This is a genomic window from Streptomyces sp. NPDC000075, from assembly GCF_040301925.1.
Classification (GTDB): domain Bacteria; phylum Actinomycetota; class Actinomycetes; order Streptomycetales; family Streptomycetaceae; genus Streptomyces; species Streptomyces polychromogenes.
Map to the genome: position 1 here is coordinate 26,919 of NZ_JBEPFL010000028.1, position 20,971 is coordinate 47,889.

The window sequence follows — 20,971 nt, forward strand, 5'->3', positions numbered from 1 at the left end:
CCCGGCGCAGGCCCCCTGGACGTCCTCCCGCCTTCTGGGAGGATGTCCAGGGCGTCCACGGGGGAGGAGCTCGTATGAAGCGGATCGGCGTGACCGGGCACCGGACGATTCCCGACCAGTGCCTCGCCCATGTCGAGGAGGGCCTGCGGGCCGTGCTCGGCGGGCACCCGGGACCGCTGGAGGCCCTCTCCAGCCTCGCGGACGGAGCCGACCAGCTCTTCGCCGCCATCGCCCTGGAACACGGCGCCGAGCTCACCGTCGTCATCCCCAGCGGGGACTACGAGGAGACCTTCCGCGACCCGGCCGGCCTCGCCGCCTACCGGCGGCTCAAGGGCCGCGCCACGCAGGAGGTCCTGATGGGCTTCCCCCGCTCCACCGACGAGGCCTACTACGCCGCCGGCACCTACATCGCCGAGACCTGCGACCGGCTCGTCGCCGTCTGGGACGGCCTCCCCGCCCGCGGACACGGCGGCACCGGCGAGATCGTCGCCTACGCCCGGGCCCTGGGCAAACCCGTCAGCGTCATCTGGCCCGAGGGCGTGGCCCGCGACTGAACCACGCCCCGCCCGCCGTCAACTGCTGTGCCGCGCCAGCCAGTCGGTGTGCTGCGGCGACACGTAGCGCTCCGTCTCGTACACCGCCGACGGCCACTGCGCCTCCGTGATCGTCGTCTGCATCACGACCATCATCGCCGACAGGTCCTGCTCGATCAGCGTGTGCGCCTCGATCAGCGGATGGTGGCGGCGCACCTCGTTCCAGGCGATCGCCGCCGCCGCGGCCGCGCTCGTCAGCCCCGCCGCGGCCGTGGCCCCCGGGCCCGAACCGAACGCCCCGAACAGGGCGCACAGCAGCCCCAGACAGGTCAGCAGCACGATCGTCCACGACCACAGCGCCGTCGCCCGCCGCGAGCCCTCCGCCCTGCGCTGGTACCAGGTGCGCTGCTCGATCAGCCGGTCCCGGACGTACGTCTCCCTGCGCACCTGGTAGTCCAGCCCGCGCAGTCGCTGCATCGCCCCGGTGACCTCCCCTCCCTCCGGCAGCAGGCCCGCCGCACGCGGGTCCCGCCAGCCCATCTTGCGCAGCTCGTCCAGCCCCTTCTCCAGCCGCGCCCGGTACACCGCCCCGGGATCCGCGACCTCACTGCCGAAGGGCGCCCCGTGCACGGCGTACCGCCACGCCAGCGACTTGATGAACTCCGCCGCGCTCCGGTTGAGCTGCCACTGCGGACGGGCCCGCCGCCGGGTCGCCCGCACGCCCACGGCCAGCACCCCCGCGTACGCCAGCGCGCTCAGCGCCGCGAACAGGTGCAGCCCGCCCGCCGCCGGCCCCGACGGGAGGGCCGCCGCCCCCGCCGCCGCCACGAGCAGCACCAGCTGCGCCCGCGTGGCCTGGACGGACTCCCGCTGCCGCGAGACCGCCGCCTGATCGGTGTGGTGGAAGAGGGCCGGCAGGTCCTCGTTGCGAAAGGTCATGCTGTCGGTCACGGCGCCCCCTGCGCTCGCTCCCGGGCGGCGGGACCCGCCGGGCCCCGCCGCCCTCGTCGGATCACACCGCGAGCGGCTCCAGGTCCCGGTGGACCCGCCGCTCGTCACGCGCGTAGCGGGTCAGACCGTGGTCCTCGCCCAGCAGCCGCGCCAGCTCGGACACCGCCTCCGCCCGCACCCTCGCCGCCTCCTCCTTGCGGCCGGTCATGTCCAGGCTCACCGCCATGTTCGACGAGCTCGCCAGGGTCTCCGGATGGTGCGCCCCGAGTGCCTCGCGCAGCCGCACCACCGCCTCCCGCTCCAGCTCCAGGGCGCCCTCCGGGTCGCCCAGGTCCGCCAGGGCGTTGGCCAGGTTCAGGTGCGCGAAGACCGTGTGCGGGTGGTTGTCGCCCAGCACCACGCGCATCGCCCGGATCGTCTGCCGCAGCAGCGGCTCCGCCGTCTCCGCCGAGCCCGTCCCCCAGTGGAACACCGCCAGGTTGTTCAGCGCGGCCAGGGTGTACGGGTGCTTCTCGCCCGGCACCTTCATGTACTCGTCCACCACCTCCTGCGCCAGCTCCCGCGCCGCGCCCGGATCACCGGTCGCGAACAGGTCCGAGGCCAGGTTCAGCTCACAGGCCAGCAGGTCGGGGTTGACCGAGGTGTACTTGGCCCGGTACCGGTTGCGGGTGGCCGTCGTCAGCCGCAGGGCGTCCTCCAGCTCCCCGGCCCGCCGCAGCGACACCGCGAGGTTCTTCGCCGCCGACAGCGTGCCCGGGAAGGCCCGCCCCAGCGTCCGCTTGTAGATCTCGTACGTCCGGCTCAGCAGCTGCACCGAATCGTCGTACCGGCCCACCTCGCGCAGGTCCCGGGCCAGGTTCTGCGCCGAGGACAGGGTGTACGGGTGGTCCGGGCCCAGTACCTCCGTACGCCGGTCGAAGACCTCCTGGTCGATCTCCCTGGCCCGCGCGTACTGCCCGACCATGCGCAGGTTCAGCGCCAGGTTGTTCGCCGCCGCCAGGGTGCGCGGGTGCGCCTCGTGGAAGATCTGCCCGAACCCCTCGTGCGCCGCCGTCGCCAGCTCCATCGCCTCGCCGTAGCGGCCGAGCGCGCCCAGGTCCATCGCCAGACCGCTGGTGGTCATGTACGTGTGCGGGTGCGAGGGGCCCAGCGCCGCGCGCTGCCGCTCCAGCGTGACCTCGTCCAGCTCCTTCGCCTCCACGAACCGGCCCTGCGAGCGCAGGATGTTCGACAGGTGGAAGCGCAGGTACAGGTACTGGAGGTCATCGCTGCCGAGCATCTCCCGCCACGACTCGCGCAGCTCCTCGCCCAGGGTGTACGCGGCCTTGAAGTCACCGCGCTTCCACAGGTAGCGCACCCGGTCGATCAGCAGCCGGCGGGTCTCCGGCTCCTTGCAGAAACGCGCCTCGGACGGGTTCAGGTGCGGCCAGATCGTGCCGAACCTCGGCCAGGTCTCCGGGTTGTCTATCGGCTCGTCGTCGTCCGGGCGGGCCCCCGCCAGGATCCGGTGCACCGCGTGCCGTGCCTCGCGCTGCTCCTCCTCCGACAGCTGCGCCCGGATCACGGCCTGGACCAGCCGGTGCACCTGGATGCTGTTGCCGACCTGGTCGACCTTGGCCATCGCGAACCGGCCGATCTCCCGGATCACCCGGCCCAGCACCAGCTTCTCCTGGAGCGAGGCGTCGTACGGCTTCAGCGCGTCGATCATCTCCTTGCTGTACAGCAGGTTCGCGGATATCGGCTCGGGCGCGAAGAAGGCGCACAGCTGGAGGAGGCGCACGGCGGCGGGGGAGCGGGACTTGAGCCGCTCGATCGACACGTTCCAGGTCGCGGCCACCGGCTGCGGGTACCCGGCCGGCTGGTTCAGGCTCAGCACCCGCGCCGTCTGCTCGGCGAGCTGCTCCAGGTACGCGGACACGGGCGTGGCCGTCTCGGCGATCCAGGCCCCCGCCTGCTCGACGGCCAGCGGCAGGTCGCCCACCGCGACGGCCACCTGCTCGGCGTCGTCCGCGGTGAGCCCCGGCGCACGGCGCTGGAGGTGCTCGACGGACTCCTCGCGCAGGAACACGTCCACCGGCAGCGCGTCCCCGTACTGGGACCAGGACTGGTTGCGGGAGGTCACCAGCACGTGCCCCGGCCCGCCCGGGAAGAAGCGCCTGAGCGTCTCGGGATCGTCGGCGTTGTCGAAGACCAGCAGCCAGCGCGAGGTGGGCACCCCCCGGCGCAGCAGGTCGATCGCCTCCTGGGAGGCGGCCGCCATGTCCTCGCCCGTCTGCGCGCCCAGGCGTACGGCGAGCTCCGCGAGGGCCGCGACCACGTCGTCGGTCTGCTCCGAGGAGATCCACCACACCAGGTCGTAGTCGGCCATGAACCGGTGCACGTACTCCAGCGCCACCTGCGTCTTGCCGACGCCGCCGAGCCCGTACAGGGTCTGCGGCTGGGGCAGCACCACGGCCATGCCGACGCCCAGCTGGTCGCGCATCCGCTCCAGGACGATGCTGCGGCCGGTGAACCCGGGGTTGCGGGGCGGCGCGTTCCAGATCTTCGGGACCGTCCCCGGGAAGCGCGGGCCGGGCTGGGCGGCTCCGGAGACGGTGTCGGCCAGGGCCGCGGGCCGTTCCACCGCCCGCAGCAGGGCGGCGGTGGCGTGCACCTCGTCGAGCCGGAACAGGTCCACCGGGTTGCGGTCGATGTAGGGCGTGGCCAGGCGTACGTCGCCCACCCGCAGCGGCACCAGGTGGCGCCGGCCCCCGGTGGGGTCCTCGGCGGCGGCGCGGTTCCACACGTCCACGGCCCGGGCCGACTTGAGGTAGGCGCTGGAGAGCAGCACCACGGTCCGGCCGGCGGTCTCGACGCCGATGCCCGTCCCGCCGCCCAGGGTGTCCCCGGCGCCCTGGGCGGTGGCGGGCGGGCGCTCCGCCGAGACGTCCTTGGGCACGACCCGGAAGCCGGCCCGGGTGAGGACCGACTCGATCCAGTCGGCCCACATCCGGTTCTCGGCGACGTAGGAGAGGAACAGGTCGGCGGGCAGGGCCGGGCGGCGCCGGGTGAAGGCGTCCCGGATCCGCAGCCGGACCTCCTCGCCGATCACCGGCATGGAGGTGATCTCGCCCTCGGTGACCACCGCCGTCAGCCGCTCGAAGGCGGAGAGCAGCGAGTTGGTGAGCCCGGCCTCGTCGCCGAAGGTGGCCAGCGTCTCCTCGTAGGCGTAGTACGGGCGGTACGGGATCTCCACCGCGCCCCAGTAGGCGGTCAGCTCGTCCCCGACGAGGCCGCCGGGGAACCGGTCGAACTTGATCCGGGCCAGCGCCCGGCCCGCGTCGGCCTTCTCCTTCTCGCCCTCGTCGATGCGCATCGGCACCGGGTAGATCTTGATGCCGCGGTCGTTGAACCGCTCGTCGATCTGCCGGGCGACGGAGGCGGCGCCGTCGATGGACTGGTCGGACAGGGTGAAGCAGTCGACGAGGACGTCGGGGAGGTGGACGGTGCAGATGTCCGCGATGTCGGACAGGCCGGTGCGGCTGTCGATCAGGACGTAGTCGTAGTTCCGCTTCATGTCCGCCCGCAGGGCGTCGAAGAAGAGGCCGCCGCCGAGCCGGTCGTAGAAGTTGTCCCAGTCGAAGGTGGACACGGTCGCCGAGTACTCGCGGTTCTGCCGGCCCGCCGAGACGAAGTCGAGGGTGCCGCCGTCGGGGAAGTCCCAGCCGAGGTTCTCCGGGGTGAGCGAGACGGCGTGCGGCTGTATCCGCGCGTAGTCCTTGTGCCAGTCGGCGGGGCGCGGCACCGGGCTGGTGGCGGCCCAGGCGTACTCGCTGATCAGGTCGATGACCCCGGTGGTGGCCCCGAGGGTGGAGGGGTCCAGGAAGGGGTGGAAGAAGCGGTGCAGGCCGGGGGCCTCCAGGTCCCAGTCCACGGCGAGCACCCGCTTGCCGTTGGAGGCGAGGATCCAGGCGGTGTTGGCCAGCGCCATCGTGCGGCCGGTCCCGCCCTTGTACGAGTAGAAGGTGACGATGCGTCCGTCTCGGCTGTCACGACTGGCTGTCATCCGCGTCCCCCCGGTCGGTGTCGTTGCTGTCGTCGGCCGCCCGGCCGCCGCCCGGCGGCTGCCGGTGCGCGGTGGGCGGGAAGGGCGCCGGCGGCGGGTCGCTCATCCCCATCGGCCCGACCAGGCGCCGGCGTTCGGTGGGGGTGTGCCCGGCCGGCGGGTACGCCTGGGCGTGTCTGAGGAACTGCTGGGCGGCCGCCTCGACCACCTGCGGGAGGATCTGCCCGAGGGTCTCCATGCTGGCCACGCCGTTTGCGGCGGCCCGGCAGGCGGCCCGGCCCTGGCTCATCTTGACGGGCAGGGTCTCCTCCAGCCGGTGCGCCAGCTCGTCCTCCTTGGCCCGGCTCTGGTGGTCGTAGCGGTTCCACGGCACCACCACGTTGATCCACGGGCGGTGCTCCTGGTCGAAGGAGGCCAGGCGCTGGCGGCGGTGCTCGTCCTCCACGGCCCAGCGGTCGACGATCAGGATCTCCGGGCGGGTCGGCGGCTGTTTGCTGTCGAAGTGCCCGGCCTCGTCGTCGAACGAGGACATCGTGGTCTGGTAGTTGAGGTTCTTGACCAGCTCCTCGGCCACGTACGCGACCGGCCGCTGGGAGGCCGGGTGGTACGGGTTCCACTCCAGCGCGCTCTCCCCGTAGTACTCGGGGCTGCGGCCCTCGGGCAGGTCGTGCCGGGAGGCGGCGGCCACCGTCACGTGCAGGGTGCGGGCGGTGGGGCCGCCGCCGGGCCGGCCGCCGGCCGGACCGAAGGCGCTGGGCACCACGCGGTAGTCCAGCGGGCGGACCGGCTTCAGCCGTACGGTCTCGGCCACCCCGACGATCCGGCGGGCCAGTTCGTACACGGCGTGCTCGTACTGCTCGGCGTAGCCGCGGAGTTTGATCAGGCCGTACAGCCCGTCGGTGACGTAGCGCTCGCCGAAGGTGTTGTGGTTGAACTGCAACCGCTCCGCCGGGACCGGGAGTTGGGAGGGCGGTACCGGCACCCACAGGGCGGGGACGATGGCCTCGGTCTTCTCGTTGCTGGCGGCGCCCAGCTGGATGGCGCGCTGCGCGAAGGCGAACCACTCCTTCCCGCACATCTCACTGGCGAAGTAGCGCGGCGAGAACAGGGGGACGAAGACCCGGCAGGTCGCGAGCGCCGACCCGAGCCGTTCCGACCAGCCCTCGCCGCTGCGTATCTCGCGGTCCATGAAGCCGACCTCGGCGCCGGCGGGCAGGCTGGTGAGCGCCATGATGTGGTTGCACAGGTCACGGAAGAGCCGCTCCACCCACATGTCCGGGTCGGGTCCTCCGGGCCCGAACCTCGGTGTATGCGCGTAACTGAGAAAAAAATACGGCTGCACTGATGCGGGCACACGACCCCCGTCCCGAAGATGCGAGCGAAGGAACATCATTCCGGAGCTCCTCCGACACATCCCCTCCTCGTTCAGTCAATCAGCGTCTGTTTTCGGTCATCCAGGCCTGGGCGTGGTCGACGGCGTCCGCGACCGAGAAGAGAACGGCGGGTGCCCCGCCCACCTTTCCCCTGCGCACCAGTGAATCCGGGAACGCCCGGCCGATCTCCGCGAAATCCCCGTCGTCCAGGGCGACGTCCTCGTACCTGGTCCACTCCCCCTCGTGCCCGTTCCCCCGCCGCCCGCCCGGAAGGTTCACCTTCACCACACAGTCGTACATGCGCAAGGGGGGCTTCGGAATTCGGTACTCCGCGAGGTGGAAAGCGGTGCAGGAGGAAAATCCCACATTGATCATGAGTACCTGTCCTCCCTCCCAGCACAGTTTTCCCAGCGGGGAATCCTCGCCGAGATGGGATTCCAGCCGGTGGCCCGCGCAGATCCGCCGCGCGTCCGCACCGAGCGCGGCGAAGGAGGTCTGCGGGTGGCCGCTGCGGGCGGCGCCCGGGGCGGTACGGACCTCCTCGGCCAGGGCGCCCATGCCCTGGCTCGGGGTGCGCTCCGGGTCGAAGGGGGGCATCCGCGAGCGGAAGACCGCCACCTCCTCCTCGCCGAGGCCGGCGATCCGGGCCAGGTGGGCGGAGGAGGTCAGGGAGTTCTCCGGGGTGAAGGCCGGGACCACCAGGGTGCCCCGGGGGCCCAGCACCCCGGTGAGGGCCGCGCGCAGCGTCCCGGGGTGCAGGCCGGTACCGCCGAGCGCGGCGTGCACCAGCAGCCGCCGGCGCGGGCGCACGCCGAGCAGCCGCAGCTGGACGGCCAGGGCGAGGGCGCCCGGGCCCGCCGGGCCGCTCACGCGTCCACCGCCTTGAGCTCCCAGCGCAGCTCCTCCACCAGCCGCTTGCCGGTCACCGTCAGCTCGGCCGCCTCCGACAGCCGGTCCAGGGCCTGGTGGATCCGGTCCGTGCCGCCGGGCTCCTGCGTGGTCGTGGCCCGCCGGTACGCCTCCACAGCGATCCGCTCGTGCACGTCGGCCAGCAGCCGCGACACCGGCACCGGACGGGTCCGCCAGGGGGAGGGGTGCTGCCAGGCTCCGTCCAGCGCGTACAGGTCGGCCACCTCCGTCAGCGCCCGCAGCCGGGCCCGGCGCCGCCCCGTCAGCAGGGCCAGCGCGGTCTCCCGCACCCCGGCCGCGTACGGCACCCCGAGCGCGCCCGGCCCGTGCCGCCCGGCCTCGCCCCAGCCCTGCGCCCGGGGGCCGCCGGCCAGCGGGGTCAGCGTGCTCAGCCCGGAGGCGGCCGCCCGGGCGAACTCGGGGACGGTGCGGTGCAGCAGCGCCCAGGCCGCGTCGAGGCGGCGCCGCCAGGCGTCGGCCTCCCCGGCGCCGAGACGCAGCCGGGGCGGGCGGGCGAAGCAGTTGCGGTACGGGTCCAGGTCCTCCAGGGCCACCGCCGGCCGCTGCGGGCCGGGCCGCCAGGTCCGTACGGGCAGCCAGCGCGCGTCGCCCGTCTCCGGGCCGAAGCGGTGCTCGGTGCGGCCGGCCCGGACCACCGCGTAGCCCTCACCGGTGGCGTGCAGCGCGGCCCGGCCCTCGGTACCGGGCTCCCCGAGCCGGAGCAGGCCCAGTGTCGGCAGGTACACCTCGCCGTCCCGGTACGCCACCTCGGCCGGCGGCTCCAGCCCCCCGCGCAGGACGGCGGCCGCCGCCAGCGCCGCCAGCCTGCGGGCGGCGCCCGGGGCGTCGAGGCGGCCCTCGCGGGCGGAGTCCAGGGCGTCCAGCACCCAGGTCCGGGTGAACGGGTGGCCCAGTACGGCGTCCAGCGCGTCCGCGTCCGCCCGCTCGACCCCGGTCAGCAGCTCCCAGGCCCGCGCCCACTCCGGGCCGGCGGCGAGTTCGCCGTGCAGCCGGGCCAGCAGGGCGCGGGTCAGCTCCTCCTGGGAGCGGGCGAGTTCGGCGGGGTCGGCCAGCTGCGGGGCGGCCTCCCGGGCGGCCGTCCGCCCCTCCACCCCGTCCACCAGTTCCCGCAGGTCGGAGCAGTAGACGGAGGGGTTGTCGAAGCCCGCGCCGGCCGGGCCGTCCTCCCGGTAGCGGTGCGTGTAGAGCCCGCCGCCGCACGAACGTACGACAGGGCAGCGGCGGCACGTGCCGCTGACGCCCGCCAGCCCCAGCTGCCGGGCCCGGACCCCGGGGTGGGCGGCGACCTGGTCGAAGGTGTGGTGGAAGACGTCGAACCCGGTGGCGGCGGCCCCCTCGAAGGCGCTCTTGAGGGAGTCGACCTGCTCCAGCGTCCCGTCGGTCTCGACGACCACCAGGTCGGTCGGGGCCAGTCCCAGGGACTCCGTCAGGCTGGGCCCGCCGCGCAGGGTGGACAGCAGGGACTCGAAGAGCCGGACGGGCACCGGCCGCCCCAGCTCCTCCCAGCGGTCGAAGACCCGCAGCAGCCAGCGGGCGTACGCGTCGGGCGCGCCGCCGGGCCGTTCCGGCGGGGTCTGCCAGGTGGCGTGGGGGAGCAGGAAGTCCACCCGGGGAGGCTCCAGCGCGACCAGGGCGTCCAGGACGGCGACCGGGTCGTTGGCCACGTCCACGGTGCACAACAGGCCCTGGTACAGGTGGCGGTAGGGCTCCGAGCGGAGCAGGGCGAGGGCCGCCAGGACCAGCGGGTGGCTGGTGCGGCCGTCCGCGAACCGCCGGTGGCGGTCGTTGGCCGCGCGGTCCCCGTCGAGGGAGATGCCGACCCGGACGCCGTACTCGGCGAAGAGGTCCAGGTAACGGGGGCCCAGCTGGAGCCCGTTGGTGTGGATCCGCAGGTCGAGGGCGGCCGTCCCGGCGAGCGCGCGGGTGAACTCCTCGCACACGAGGCGGAGCCGGTCCGGACCCGCCAGCAGGGGTTCCCCTCCGTGGAGGATCACCGTGACGGAGGGGAGTGCATGGTCACGGGCATGTTCGGCGAGGCGCGACGCGGTCTGGGAAATGACCCCGGGGGAGATCGTTTTCGGCCGGGCCCGCCAGCTCTGATCGGCGTGTTCGTAGACGTAGCAATGATCACAAGCGAGATCGCATCTGCTGTGAACCTTCAGGACGATCTCGCGAAATGCGATCAGGCCGGTCATTCCACCAGTCTAGAGCGCGTACTTCACCGTCAGAGCGCGGAGTTGAAGATCGGTGCCTGCGCGTGACGGCCGGATTCCGACGGCAGTACCCGGCCGAGGGCCGTGGCGACGGAGGCACTGCGAATGTCGATCTTGTCGAGAGGGACCCGGCGGTCCTTGTCCGCGCTGGTCGGCGGGGTTGCGGAAGTGTTCATGGCACCGTCCTCGGGGAGGCCAGATGAAACGGGAGGGAATGACCCCGGCGCGCCGCCGGCGTCTGGCTGGGACTTTACTCGTCCGCATCCCATTGGCAACCGAGACATGACGCCTGGTCAAGCGTTCTATAGAAAGAGTGGGGGAATAATCGAGGTACCGTATTCGGCCGTTCGCCGCACGGCAAGATCCAGTTCTCCGGGGGGCGGCGGGAGGCCCCCTCGGGCCGGTCGGTAGCGTGGACGGATGCCCACGTCGCCCGCCCTTCCCGTCATCCTCCTCCTCTCCGGGAGCCTGCGCGCCGGCTCCGTCAACGAGGCCGTGCTGCGCACCGCCGAGTCCGTGGCCGCCGAGGGGGCCGTGGCGGTGACCGCGGTCCGCTACGAAGGCCTCGCCGGTCTCCCGCACTTCAACCCCGACGAGGACACCGACCCGCTGCCCGCCCCGGTCGCCGCGCTGCGCGAGGCGATCGCGGGGGCGGCGGCGCTGCTGGTCTGCGCCCCGGAGTACGCGGGCACCCTGCCGGGCTCCTTCAAGAACCTGCTGGACTGGACGGTGGGCGGTACCGAGATCTCCGACAAGCCCGTGGCCTGGGTGAACGCGGCCGCCCCGGGCCGGGGCGGGGGCGCCGAGGCCACGCTGCGGACGGTGCTCGGCTACACGGGCGCCGCCGTCGTCGACGCCGCCTGCGTACGGATCCCGGTGGACCGGGGGACGGTGGGCGGCGACGGAGCCGTCACCGACCCCGCCGTCCGCGAGCGCCTCGCGGAGGTCCTCGCCCTGCTGGCGGGCGCGGCGCGCGGGTAGGGGTCTCAGACCGGCTGCTGTTCGCCCACCGAGGGGGTGGGCAGTTCGCGCAGCAGCCAGGTGAGCACCTCGGGCAGCGCGCGCAGGGCGGCGAAGTGCGCGGCGTCCGGGTCGATGGTGGTGGTGGCGCCGGGGATGCGGCGGCCCAGCCAGCGCGAGTGGCCCACGGGGGAGAAGACGTCGAGCTCCCCGTGCCAGATCAGCACGGGGCAGCGGATGTCGGCGGGGTCGAACCCCCAGGGGCTGCTTGCGGCGAGCATGTCGTCGATCCACCCGTACGCCGAAGTGCGCACTCCCTCACGGTAGTTGCGCAGGAGCATCGACCGCAGGCCCGCATCCGAGACGATCATCCGGTCGCTGGCGGTCAGCTCCCGGCGCAGCTCGTCCAGCAGCCGCCCCGGGTCCCGGGCGATGCCGCTGGCGCGCGGGATCAGCCGGGCCGTGAGCTCCTCAGGGTCGTCGGCGGCGGTGGTGTACTCCCGTACGTTCGAGGCGGCCATCCCCGCGAACCAGTCCAGGTCCTCCGCGTCCCGGGGTGCGAGGGGGACCAGGGCGGCCGTCCGCGTCACCCGCTCGGGCAGCAGCGCGGCGCAGGCCAGGGCGCCGGGGCCGCCGCCGGAGCGGCCGGCCACGGCGAAGGTGTCCACGCCGAGGGCGTCGGCGATGGTGGCCACGTCCTGGGCGACGTCCGCCACGGTGCGCCCCGGATGGCGGTCGGAGCCGCCGTAGCCGGGCCGGTCGTAGGCGATGAGCCGGACCCGCCGCTGGTAGAGGACCATGCCGCGGGGGGCCGGGCCGAGCCTGCTGCCGGGCATGCCGTGGAGCAGGAAGACGGGCTTGCCCTCCGGGTCCCCCCAGTGTTCCGCCGTCAGGACGCGTCCGTCAGCGGTGCGCACCTCTTCGCGCACGCGCTCCCTCCCTCACGTCCGGCGCGAGCAGTCAGGGTGATTGTGCTCCCGGGGCGGTGGTTGCGATAGGGCGCGATCTCGCGGAAATTCTTGTGAAAGTTTTCACAAGCGCACGCGGGGCTTTGGCCCCTTTTCATATCCCCAGGTCAGCCGGGGTTTCGGCGGTGATCGAGGGATCTCGCGGGGACCTTCGACCTCCCCGGTAAGGGCTTTTTCGGCGCCTTCGCTTCCGCTTTCGGGTGTCGAATTGAACCGTCGGGAGCCGAAAAAGAAGGAGTGCGTGCCATGCGGGCCAACGAGAGGGTGGACGGACTGGTCGGGGATGCGCTGGAGGCGCTCGCCCGGTTCGAGACCTTCGACCAGGAACAGGTCGACCACATCGTCAGGAAGGCCTCGCTGGCCGCCCTCGCCGCGCACGGGGAGCTGGCCCGGCTGGCCGTCGAGGAGACCGGCCGCGGGCTCTTCGAGGACAAGGCCGTCAAGAACCTCTTCGCCTGCGAGCACGTCGTGAACTCGATGCGCGGGCTCAGGACCGCCGGGGTCGTCCGCCGCGACGAGCTGAACGGCATCACCGAGATCGCCGAACCCGTCGGCGTCGTCTGCGCGATGACCCCGGTGACCAACCCGACCTCGACGACGGTCTTCAAGGCGCTGATCGCCCTGAAGACCCGCAACCCCATCGTCTTCGCCTTCCACCCCTCCGCGCAGCACTGCTCCGCCGAGGCCGCGCGGATCGTCCGCGACGCCGCCGTCGCCGCGGGTGCGCCCGAGGGCTGCGTGCAGTGGATCGAGGAGCCCTCGATGGAGGCCACGGCCGCCCTCATGAACCACCCGGGCGTCTCCACGATCCTCGCCACCGGCGGGAACGCCATGGTCAAGGCCGCCTACTCCTGCGGGAAGCCCGCCCTGGGCGTCGGCGCCGGCAACGTCCCGGCGTACGTCCACAAGAGCGCGAAGCTGGGCCGCGCCGTCCACGACATCGTGCTCTCCAAGGCCTTCGACAACGGCATGATCTGCGCCTCCGAGCAGGCCGTCATCCTCGACGCCGAGATCTACGAACAGGGCGTCGCGGAGTTCGAGCGGCTCGGCGCGCACGTCCTGACGGACGCCGAGAAGGCCAAGCTGGAGGAGTACGTCTTCGGCGCCACCGCCCACGGCACCGGCTGCGCGGGCGCCCGGCTGAACGCGGAGGTCGTCGGGAAGTCCGCCCGGTGGATCGCGCGGCGGGCCGGCTTCGAGGTCCCCGAGGGCACCTCCGTCCTGCTCGCCGAATGCCGCGAGGTCGGCGAGGCCGAACCGCTGACCCGCGAGAAGCTCTCCCCGATCCTGGCCGCACTCAAGGCCGAGGACACCGGGCACGGCATCGAACTCGCCGCGCGCATGGTCGAGTTCCACGGCCTGGGCCACTCGGCCGCCGTCCACGCCGAGGACGAGGCGCTCGTCGAGGAGTTCGGCCGCAGGGTCAAGGCCGTCCGCGTCATCGCCAACTCCCCCTCCACCTTCGGCGGCATCGGCGACGTCTACAACGCCTTCCTGCCCTCACTGACCCTCGGCTGCGGCTCCTACGGCCACAACTCGGTCTCGGACAACGTCAGCGCGGTCAACCTGATCAACATCAAGCGGATCGGACGGCGCAACACCAACATGCAGTGGTTCAAGGTCCCCCCGAAGATCTACTTCGAACGCGGCTCCCTCCGCTACCTCGCCGAGATGGAGGGCATCAGCCGGGCCACGATCGTCACCGACCGGACCATCGTCGGCCTCGGCTTCGTCCGCAAGGTCACCGAGATCCTCGCCTCCCGCGCGCAGCCGGTCGCCGTCCAGGTCATCGACGACGTCGAACCCAACCCCGAACTCGCCACCGTCCGCGCCGGCGCCGCCCTGATGCGCGAGTTCCGGCCCGACACCGTCATCGCGCTGGGCGGCGGCTCCCCGATCGACGCCGCGAAGATCATGTGGCTGATGTACGAGCGGCCCGAGGTGGAGTTCGCGGACACCAAGGAGAAGTTCTTCGACATCCGCAAGCGCGCCTACACCTTCCCCCGGCTCGGGGAGAAGGCCAGGCTGGTCGCCATCCCCACCACCAGCGGCACCGGCTCCGAGGTCACCCCGTTCGCCGTCATCTCCGACCCGGCCGCCGCACGCAAGTACCCGCTCGCCGACTACGCGCTGACCCCGGACGTGGCCATCGTCGACCCGGACCTGCCGATGGGGCTGCCGGCCGCCGTGACCGCCGACTCCGGCTTCGACGCCCTCACCCACGCCACCGAGGCCTACGTCTCGGCGTACTCCAACGACTACACCGACGGGCTCTGCCTCCAGGCGGTCAGGCTGGTCTTCGAGAACCTGGAACGGTGCGTCACGCACGGCCCGGACGACCCCGAGGCCCGCGAGAAGATGCACAACGCGTCCACCGTGGCCGGCATGGCCTTCGCCAACGCCTTCCTCGGACTGGTCCACGCGATGGCCCACACCCTGGGCAACACCTTCCACCTCGCCCACGGCCGCACCAACGCCCTGCTCCTGCCGCACGTCATCCGGTACAACGGCACCGTCACCCACAAGGCCACCCCGTGGCCGAAGGCGGAGGTCTACCGGGCGCCGGAGCGCTACCAGGAGCTCGCGAAGCTGCTGGGCCTGCCCGCCGCCACCCCGGAGGAGGGCGTGGAGTCCTACGCCCGCGCCGTGGAGGACCTGCGCGCCCGGTGTGGCGTCCCCGGCTCCTTCGCCGAGGCCGGAGTGGACGAGCGCGCCTTCACCGAGGCCCTCCCGCAGCAGGTCATGAACGCCTACGCCGACCAGTGCGCCCCCGCCAACCCGCGGATGCCGATGCTCGACGACATGCGCCGGCTGATGCTGCGGGCCTACCACGGCGGCGCCCGGCCGGAGTGACCGCCCCGAAGAGGACGAAGGCCCGCCCGGGTACGCCCGGGCGGGCCTTCGCCGTCGCGGCGGGGCCGGTCAGCGGGGCTCCGTACCGCCGCCCGCGAAGCGGGGTACGGACGGCGCGTCGTCGGGCAGGCCGCTGCCCACGGCGGCCCCCGGGCGGCCGCGCCGGGCCATGGCGCAGGCCAGTGTGACGGCGGAGCCGGCCACCGCCCAGGCGGACAGGACCAGCATCGGGCCGGCCGCGCCGTTGCCCCGGAAGTAGGCGATGGACCGCGCGGCGAAGGTGCCCGCGCCCGGCGGCATGGCCGGGCCGATCGCCCGCCAGAACGGCGGCAGCAGCGGGTACGGGTAGGCGCCGCCCGCGCTCGGGTTGCCGAACACCACCACCAGCAGGATCGCCAGGCCGATGCCGACCACCCCCGCCAGCCCCTGGAGCGCCAGGGTGAGCGCGCCGACCGCGAAGACCACCAGGGTGCCGAGCCCCCACAGGGCCGCGATCGAGCCCGGCAGGGCCTCCAGCACCGGGCCCGCGATGACGGCGCCGAGCAGCCCGGCGGCGATCGCGTACAGGAGCAGCGCGCCGAGCCGGATGACGGCGCGGTGGATGTTCGCGGGCCGGGCGCCGGCGCTGATGGCCAGGATCGCGGCGCACAGGTAGCCGCCCACGCACCAGCCGACGACCAGGTAGAAGGAGCTGAGGCCGCGGCTGTCGCCCCGGTCGGCCGGGGCCACGTCCACGACGGTCAGGCCCCGGCCCTGCGCCTTCCCGGCCAGGGTGACGATCTGTTCCAGGGCCTGGGAGAGGGAGGCCCCGGCACCGCTCGCGACCAGCAGGCGGTCGTTCGGGCGGGCCGGTTCGACGATCAGCGCGCCGTCCACCTCCCGGTTCCTGATCCGCGCGAGCGCCGTCGCCTCGTCGGCGACCGCCCGGGGGTCGAGCGGCTTGCCGGGCAGGGCGCCGAGCCGCTGCGCGGCCTGTGCGGCGACCGGCTCGGCGGGGGCGGCCACGGCCAGGGGGATCTCGCTGGGCTTCGGGTGGTGGAAGGCCCCGATGTAGGAGGTGATGAAGGCCAGCTGGAGGGCCAGCACCCCCAGGACCAGCACGGCGGCCCGGATGGTCACGGCGTCCTTGATCTCGGCGAGGAAACCGCCGGAGGGGCCCGCGTCGGTGGGGGTGCGCTCGGTGGGCTGGGTCATGCCCCCACGCTCGGCGTGCCGGGGGCGGGGCGCAGCAGGGGCGGGCCGAATGGATGATCGAACAAGTGTTTCGCACGGGTATTCGAATTGCTCTATGGTGGAGAGACGGGGGGAGGTAAGAGGGTCGAGGGAAGCAGGAGGGCCGCGGGTGCCCGGGTTCACGCATCTGCACACCGTTTCGGGGTTCTCCGTGCGCTACGGCGCCTCGCACCCGCAGCGGCTGGCGGAACGCGCCGCCGAGCGGGGCATGGACGCCCTCGCGCTGACCGACCGCGACACCCTCGCGGGCGCGGTCCGCTTCGCGAAGGCGGCCGCGGCGGCCGGGATCCGGCCCCTGTTCGGAGTCGACCTGGCGGTGGCCCCCGCGGTGGCCCCTGCGGGGTCGCTCGGCGGACGGGGCGGCTCCGGCGCGGGGGGCCGGGCGGCCGAAGCCTCGTACCGCCGGCGGGTGCCCGTCAGCGGCGGGGCCTTCGTGGACGAGTCCGCCCCCCGCGCCCTCTTCCTGGCCCGCGACGGCGCCGCCGGCTGGGCGGAGCTCTGCCGCCTGGTCACCGCCGCCCACGCCCCCGCCGGACCGGCCGCGTGGCCGGGCTCCGGCTCCGCGCCGGGCGCGACCGCCTCCGGCGCGACCGCCTCCGGCGCGACCGCCTCCGGCGGGTTCGCCGGGGCCGGGGCGGGAGGCTTCGCCTCCGGCGGGGCCGCCGGGCCGGACGCCGGCGCGGCAGGCCGGTCCGGGGCCTCGCCCGCCGCGCCGGGTGCCGGTGCGAGCGGGTTCCCGCACCCCGCCGGAGGCCGGGCGCACCCCGCCGGAGGCCAGGGGCAGCCCATGGCGCCCTGGGAAGCGCTCGGCGGAGGCGGGGTGTTCGTGCTGCTCGGGCCCGGGTCCGAGGTGGGGCGGGCACTGTCCGCCGGCCGGCCCGACCGGGCCGCGCGGCTGCTCGCGCCCTGGCGGGAGCGGTACGGGGACGCCCTGCGCCTGGAGGCCGTCCACCACGGCCGCCCCGGTACCGGCCCCGGCTCGCTGCGCCTGGCCGCCCGCACCGTCGGCTTCGCCGCCGAGCAGGGCGTCCCGGCCGTGCTGACCAACGCCGTCCGCTACGCCGACCCCGGCCAGGGCCCCGTCGCCGACGTCCTCGACGCCGCTCGCCGGCTCGTCCCCGTGGACCCCCGGGGCCCCCTCGACGGCGGCGAACGCTGGCTCAAGGACCCCGCCGCCATGGCCGAGGCCGCCGACCGGATCGCGCGGGCGGCCGGGCTGCGCCCCGCCGACGCCCGCCGGCTGCTCGCCCGCACCCGCGAGACCGCCGGGGCCTGCGCCGTGGACCCCGAGGACGACCTGGGCCTCGGCTCCGTGCACTTCCCCGAGCCCCGCCTCGTCGGCGCCGCCCACCGCACCGCCCAGCGGGTGCTCACCTCCCGCGCCTGCGCCGGCATGGTGCTGCGCGGCCACGCCGGTGAGCGCGCCTACTGGGACCGGATGCACGAGGAGCTCGACGTCATCGCCTTCCACGGCTACGCCTCGTACTTCCTGACGGTCGCCCAGGTCGTCGACGACGTACGGGAGATGGGCATCCGGGTCGCCGCGCGCGGCTCCGGCGCCGGCTCCCTCGTCAACCACCTCCTCGGCATCGCGCACGCCGACCCGGTCGCCAACGGCCTGCTCATGGAACGCTTCCTGTCCCGGCGCCGGCGCGTCCTGCCCGACATCGACATCGACGTGGAATCCGCCCGCCGGCTGGAGGTCTACCGCCGGATCATCGACCGCTTCGGCGCCGAGCGCGTCGCCACCGTCGCCATGCCCGAGACCTACCGGGTCCGCCACGCCGTCCGCGACGTCGGCGCCGCCCTGTCCATGGACCCGGCCGCCGTCGACCGGCTCGCCAAGGCCTTCCCGCACATCCGGGCCCGCGACGCCCGCGCCGCCCTGGACGAACTGCCCGAGCTGCGCGGCGTGCGCGACGAGGTGCGGGGGGAGGAACACGCGCGGATGTGGGACCTCGTCGAGGCCCTGGACGCGCTGCCGCGCGGGACCGCCATGCACCCGTGCGGGGTGCTGCTCTCCGACGCCACCCTCCTGGAACGCACCCCCGTGGTCCCCACCAGCGGCGAAGGGTTCCCCATGTCCCAGTTCGACAAGGAGGACGTGGAGGACCTCGGACTCCTCAAACTCGACGTGCTGGGCGTGCGCATGCAGTCCGCGATGGCCCACGCCGTCGCGGAACTGCGCCGCGCCACGGGGGAGGAGCTCGACCTCGACGACCCCGCGCAGGTCCCGCCGGGCGACCCGGCGACGTACGAGCTGATCCGCTCGGCCGAGACGCTGGGCTGCTTCCAGATCGAGTCCCCCGGCCAGCGCGACCTGGTCGGACGGCTCCAGCCGGACGCCTTCCACGACCTGGTCGTCGACATCTCCCTCTTCCGTCCCGGCCCGGTCGCCGCCGACATGGTGCGGCCCTTCATCGAGGCCCGGCACGGGCGGGCCCCGGTCCGCTTCCCGCACCCGGACCTCGCCGACGCGCTGCGCGAGACCTACGGGGTGGTGGTCTTCCACGAGCAGATCATCGAGATCGTGCACGTCATGACCGGCTGCGGCCGCGACGAGGCCGACCGGGTGCGGCGCGGGCTCTCCGACCCCCAGTCGCAGGGCCGCATCAAGGCCTGGTTCGCGGCGGCCGCCGCCGGGCGCGGCTACTCCCCGGAGGTGGTCGCCCGGACCTGGGAGATCGTCGAGGCCTTCGGCAGCTACGGCTTCTGCAAGGCGCACGCCGTGGCCTTCGCCGTGCCCACGTACCAGTCGGCCTGGCTCAAGGCCCACCACCCGGCGGCCTTCTACGCCGGACTGCTCACCCACGACCCGGGCATGTACCCCAAGCGGCTGCTGCTGGCCGACGCCCGGCGGCGCGGCGTGCCGGTGCTGCCGCTGGACGTGAACCGCTCGGCGACCGCCCACCGCATCGAACTGGTGTCCGGTGGTGCGGATCGTAAGGGGGCCGGGCGCTGGGGGCTGCGGCTCGCCCTCTCCGACGTCCACGGCATCAGCGAGGCCGAGGCCCTGCGCATCGAGGCCGGACAGCCGTACGCCTCCCTGCGCGACTTCTGGGACCGCGCCCACCCGGGCCGCCCGGTGGCCGAACGCCTCGCGCAGGTCGGCGCGCTGGACGCGTTCGCCGCCAACCGCCGTGACCTGCTGCTGCACTTGACCGAACTCCACGGCGCCCAGCGTGCCGCCGGAGCCCGGGGCGCCGCCCAGCTCCCGCTCGGCGGCGGCCGGTCCACCGCCCTCGTCGGACTGCCCGACCTGACCGACGCCGAACGGCTCAGCGCCGAACTCGGCGTCCTCGGCATGGACACCTCCCGCCACCTGATGGACGACCACCACGCCTTCCTCGCCGAGCTGGGCGTGGTCCCGGCCCGCCGCCTGCGCGAGACCGCGCACGGGCGGACCGTGCTCGTCGCCGGCGCCAAGGCGGCCACCCAGACCCCGCCGATCCGCTCCGGGAAGCGGGTCATCTTCACCACCCTGGACGACGGCACCGGCCTCGTCGACCTGGCCTTCTTCGACGACAGCCAGGAGGCCTGCGCGCACACCGTCTTCCACTCCTTCCTGCTGCTGGTGCGCGGCGTCGTCCAGCGGCGCGGCCCGCAGAGCCTGAGCGTGGTCGGGGCGGCCGCCTGGGACCTCGCCGAACTGGTGCGGCTGCGCGAGGACGAGGGCCTGGAGGCGGTCACCGCACGGCTGGCGCGGCCCCTGCCGGAGGGGCCCGGCGACAGCGGCCGGCGCATCCACCTGCCGACCGGCTACGAGATGAACCCCTGGGCCGACCTCCAGCCCCCCGGCGAGCGCGCCGCGACCGGCCGCAAGCTGTGGCACTCCAGCCCGGGGAGCGCGGGATGACGACGGCCCCCGCCCTCCGGCACGCAGCCGCCCCGGCCGCCCCCGACGGGAGCGGCGTCCTGCACGTCCGCTGCGCCCCCGCCCTGTCCGGGGAGGGCTACCGCGAGGTGCTGGAGCTGCTGCGGGAGTTCTCCCCGCTGGTCCAGGCCCTGCCGCCGAGGGCCGCGCTGGTCCAGGTGCGCGGCGCCCGGCGGTACTTCGGCGCGGGCGCCGGCCGGATCGCCGAGGTGGTCCGGCTGCGCGCGGTGGCCCGGCTGGGCACGGACGTACGGATCGGGGTCGCCGGCACCTGGGCCGTGGCGGCCATGGCCTCTGCCCGGATCGCCGGCCCCGGCGGGGTCCTGGCCGTACCCGGGGACCGGGTGGCCGGCTTCCTCGCCCCCCTGCCCGTGGAGGACCTGCACGGGCTCGGCTCCCGCCAGGCCGAGGCGCTGCGCGGGTACGGGCTGCACACCGTCGGGGCGCTCACCCGGGTCCCGCCCGGGGTCCTGGAGCGGATCCTCGGCAAACGGGCCGGCCGGCTCGTCGCGGAGCGCGCCCACGGGATCGACCCGCGCCCGGTCACCCCGCGCGACCTGCCCGCCTCCGCCGCCGTCCGCACCGGCTTCGCCCGCCAGGAACTGGACGGCCCGCGCGCCCGGGCCGCCCTGCTCGGCCTGGTGGTCCGGCTCGGCGCACAGCTGCGCGGACGAGGCCAGGCCGCCCGGTCGCTGTGCCTGACCCTCCAGTTCGCGGGCGGCACCCGCTGGGAACGCTCCCGGCGGCTGACGGAACCCTCCGCCCACGACGAGGACCTCCGCACCCTCGCCTACCGCCTGATGGACGCGGCCGGTCTGCAACGGGCCCGGCTGACCGGCATGGTGCTGCGCGCCGAGGACCTCACCGCCGCGGAGGCCGTGGCCCGGCAGCTCTCCCTGGACCCGGTGCGCGAGGCCCGCCTGACGGTGGAGGCCGCCATCGACCGTGCCAACGCCCGCTTCGGCCCGGGCACGGTCCGCCCGGCGGCGCTCTTTTAGGGCTCCCTCGCGCCGACTTCGGTCGGGGCCTCGGCGGGGG

General features: G+C 74.2%; 13 protein-coding genes. 5 read left to right on the top strand and 8 right to left on the bottom strand.

What is annotated here, in order from left to right; genetic code table 11:
* Window positions 1-74 precede the first annotated feature (74 nt).
* Window positions 75-554, top strand: a complete 480-nt coding sequence (locus ABT403_RS27845; protein ID WP_344168968.1) for a hypothetical protein — start codon at window positions 75-77, stop codon at window positions 552-554.
* 18 nt (window positions 555-572) lie between these two features.
* Here the strand turns inward: ABT403_RS27845 and ABT403_RS27850 are convergent, their stop codons facing one another.
* From ABT403_RS27850 to fxsA, 6 genes are all read right to left on the bottom strand, one after another.
* Entirely contained in the window at window positions 573-1,472 is a 900-nt protein-coding gene (locus ABT403_RS27850; protein ID WP_344169197.1) for a DUF4231 domain-containing protein, read from the bottom strand.
* A gap of 73 nt (window positions 1,473-1,545) precedes the next feature.
* Window positions 1,546-5,529, bottom strand: coding sequence for an FxSxx-COOH system tetratricopeptide repeat protein (fxsT, locus tag ABT403_RS27855; RefSeq protein ID WP_344168971.1), 3,984 nt, complete (start codon window positions 5,527-5,529; stop codon window positions 1,546-1,548).
* On the bottom strand, window positions 5,513-6,919 hold the full coding sequence (locus tag ABT403_RS27860) for a TIR-like protein FxsC (protein WP_344169200.1): 1,407 nt from the start codon (window positions 6,917-6,919) through the stop codon (window positions 5,513-5,515). The genes fxsT and ABT403_RS27860 overlap by 17 nt, the downstream gene beginning before the upstream one ends.
* A 43-nt stretch (window positions 6,920-6,962) precedes the next feature.
* Entirely contained in the window at window positions 6,963-7,772 is an 810-nt protein-coding gene (locus ABT403_RS27865) for an AAC(3) family N-acetyltransferase (protein ID WP_344168974.1), read from the bottom strand.
* Window positions 7,769-10,027: a radical SAM/SPASM protein FxsBH, inactivated beta-hydroxylase extension form gene (fxsBH, locus tag ABT403_RS27870; RefSeq protein ID WP_344168977.1), complete on the bottom strand. Its 2,259-nt coding sequence runs from the start codon at window positions 10,025-10,027 to the stop codon at window positions 7,769-7,771. Before fxsBH ends, ABT403_RS27865 begins: the two co-directional genes overlap by 4 nt.
* 29 nt (window positions 10,028-10,056) lie before the next feature.
* Entirely contained in the window at window positions 10,057-10,221 is a 165-nt protein-coding gene (gene fxsA / locus ABT403_RS27875) for an FxSxx-COOH cyclophane-containing RiPP peptide (protein ID WP_344168980.1), read from the bottom strand.
* Between the two features lie 244 nt (window positions 10,222-10,465).
* Here fxsA and ABT403_RS27880 point away from each other — a divergent pair, with 244 nt between their 5' ends.
* Complete coding sequence (locus ABT403_RS27880; RefSeq protein WP_344168983.1) at window positions 10,466-11,026, top strand: NADPH-dependent FMN reductase; 561 nt, start codon at window positions 10,466-10,468, stop codon at window positions 11,024-11,026.
* A 5-nt stretch (window positions 11,027-11,031) separates the two neighbouring features.
* On the opposite strand, the gene ABT403_RS27885 is transcribed toward ABT403_RS27880, so the two are convergent.
* Window positions 11,032-11,934, bottom strand: coding sequence for an alpha/beta fold hydrolase (locus tag ABT403_RS27885; protein WP_344168986.1), 903 nt, complete (start codon window positions 11,932-11,934; stop codon window positions 11,032-11,034).
* A gap of 285 nt (window positions 11,935-12,219) precedes the next feature.
* On the opposite strand from ABT403_RS27885, the gene adhE reads away from it, so the two are divergent.
* Window positions 12,220-14,826 carry a bifunctional acetaldehyde-CoA/alcohol dehydrogenase gene (gene adhE, locus ABT403_RS27890; protein WP_344168989.1) on the top strand — a complete coding sequence of 869 codons (2,607 nt, stop codon included), beginning with the start codon at window positions 12,220-12,222 and terminating at the stop codon, window positions 14,824-14,826.
* A gap of 69 nt (window positions 14,827-14,895) precedes the next feature.
* Here the strand turns inward: adhE and ABT403_RS27895 are convergent, their stop codons facing one another.
* A complete protein-coding gene (locus ABT403_RS27895) occupies window positions 14,896-16,020 on the bottom strand; it encodes a DUF3533 domain-containing protein (RefSeq protein WP_344168992.1) in 1,125 nt (374 codons plus the stop codon).
* Between the two features lie 94 nt (window positions 16,021-16,114).
* On the opposite strand from ABT403_RS27895, the gene ABT403_RS27900 reads away from it, so the two are divergent.
* Entirely contained in the window at window positions 16,115-19,915 is a 3,801-nt protein-coding gene (locus ABT403_RS27900; protein ID WP_344168995.1) for a DNA polymerase III subunit alpha, read from the top strand.
* On the top strand, window positions 19,912-20,931 hold the full coding sequence (locus ABT403_RS27905) for a DNA polymerase Y family protein (RefSeq protein ID WP_344168998.1): 1,020 nt from the start codon (window positions 19,912-19,914) through the stop codon (window positions 20,929-20,931). Before ABT403_RS27900 ends, ABT403_RS27905 begins: the two co-directional genes overlap by 4 nt.
* Window positions 20,932-20,971: the final 40 nt, after the last annotated feature.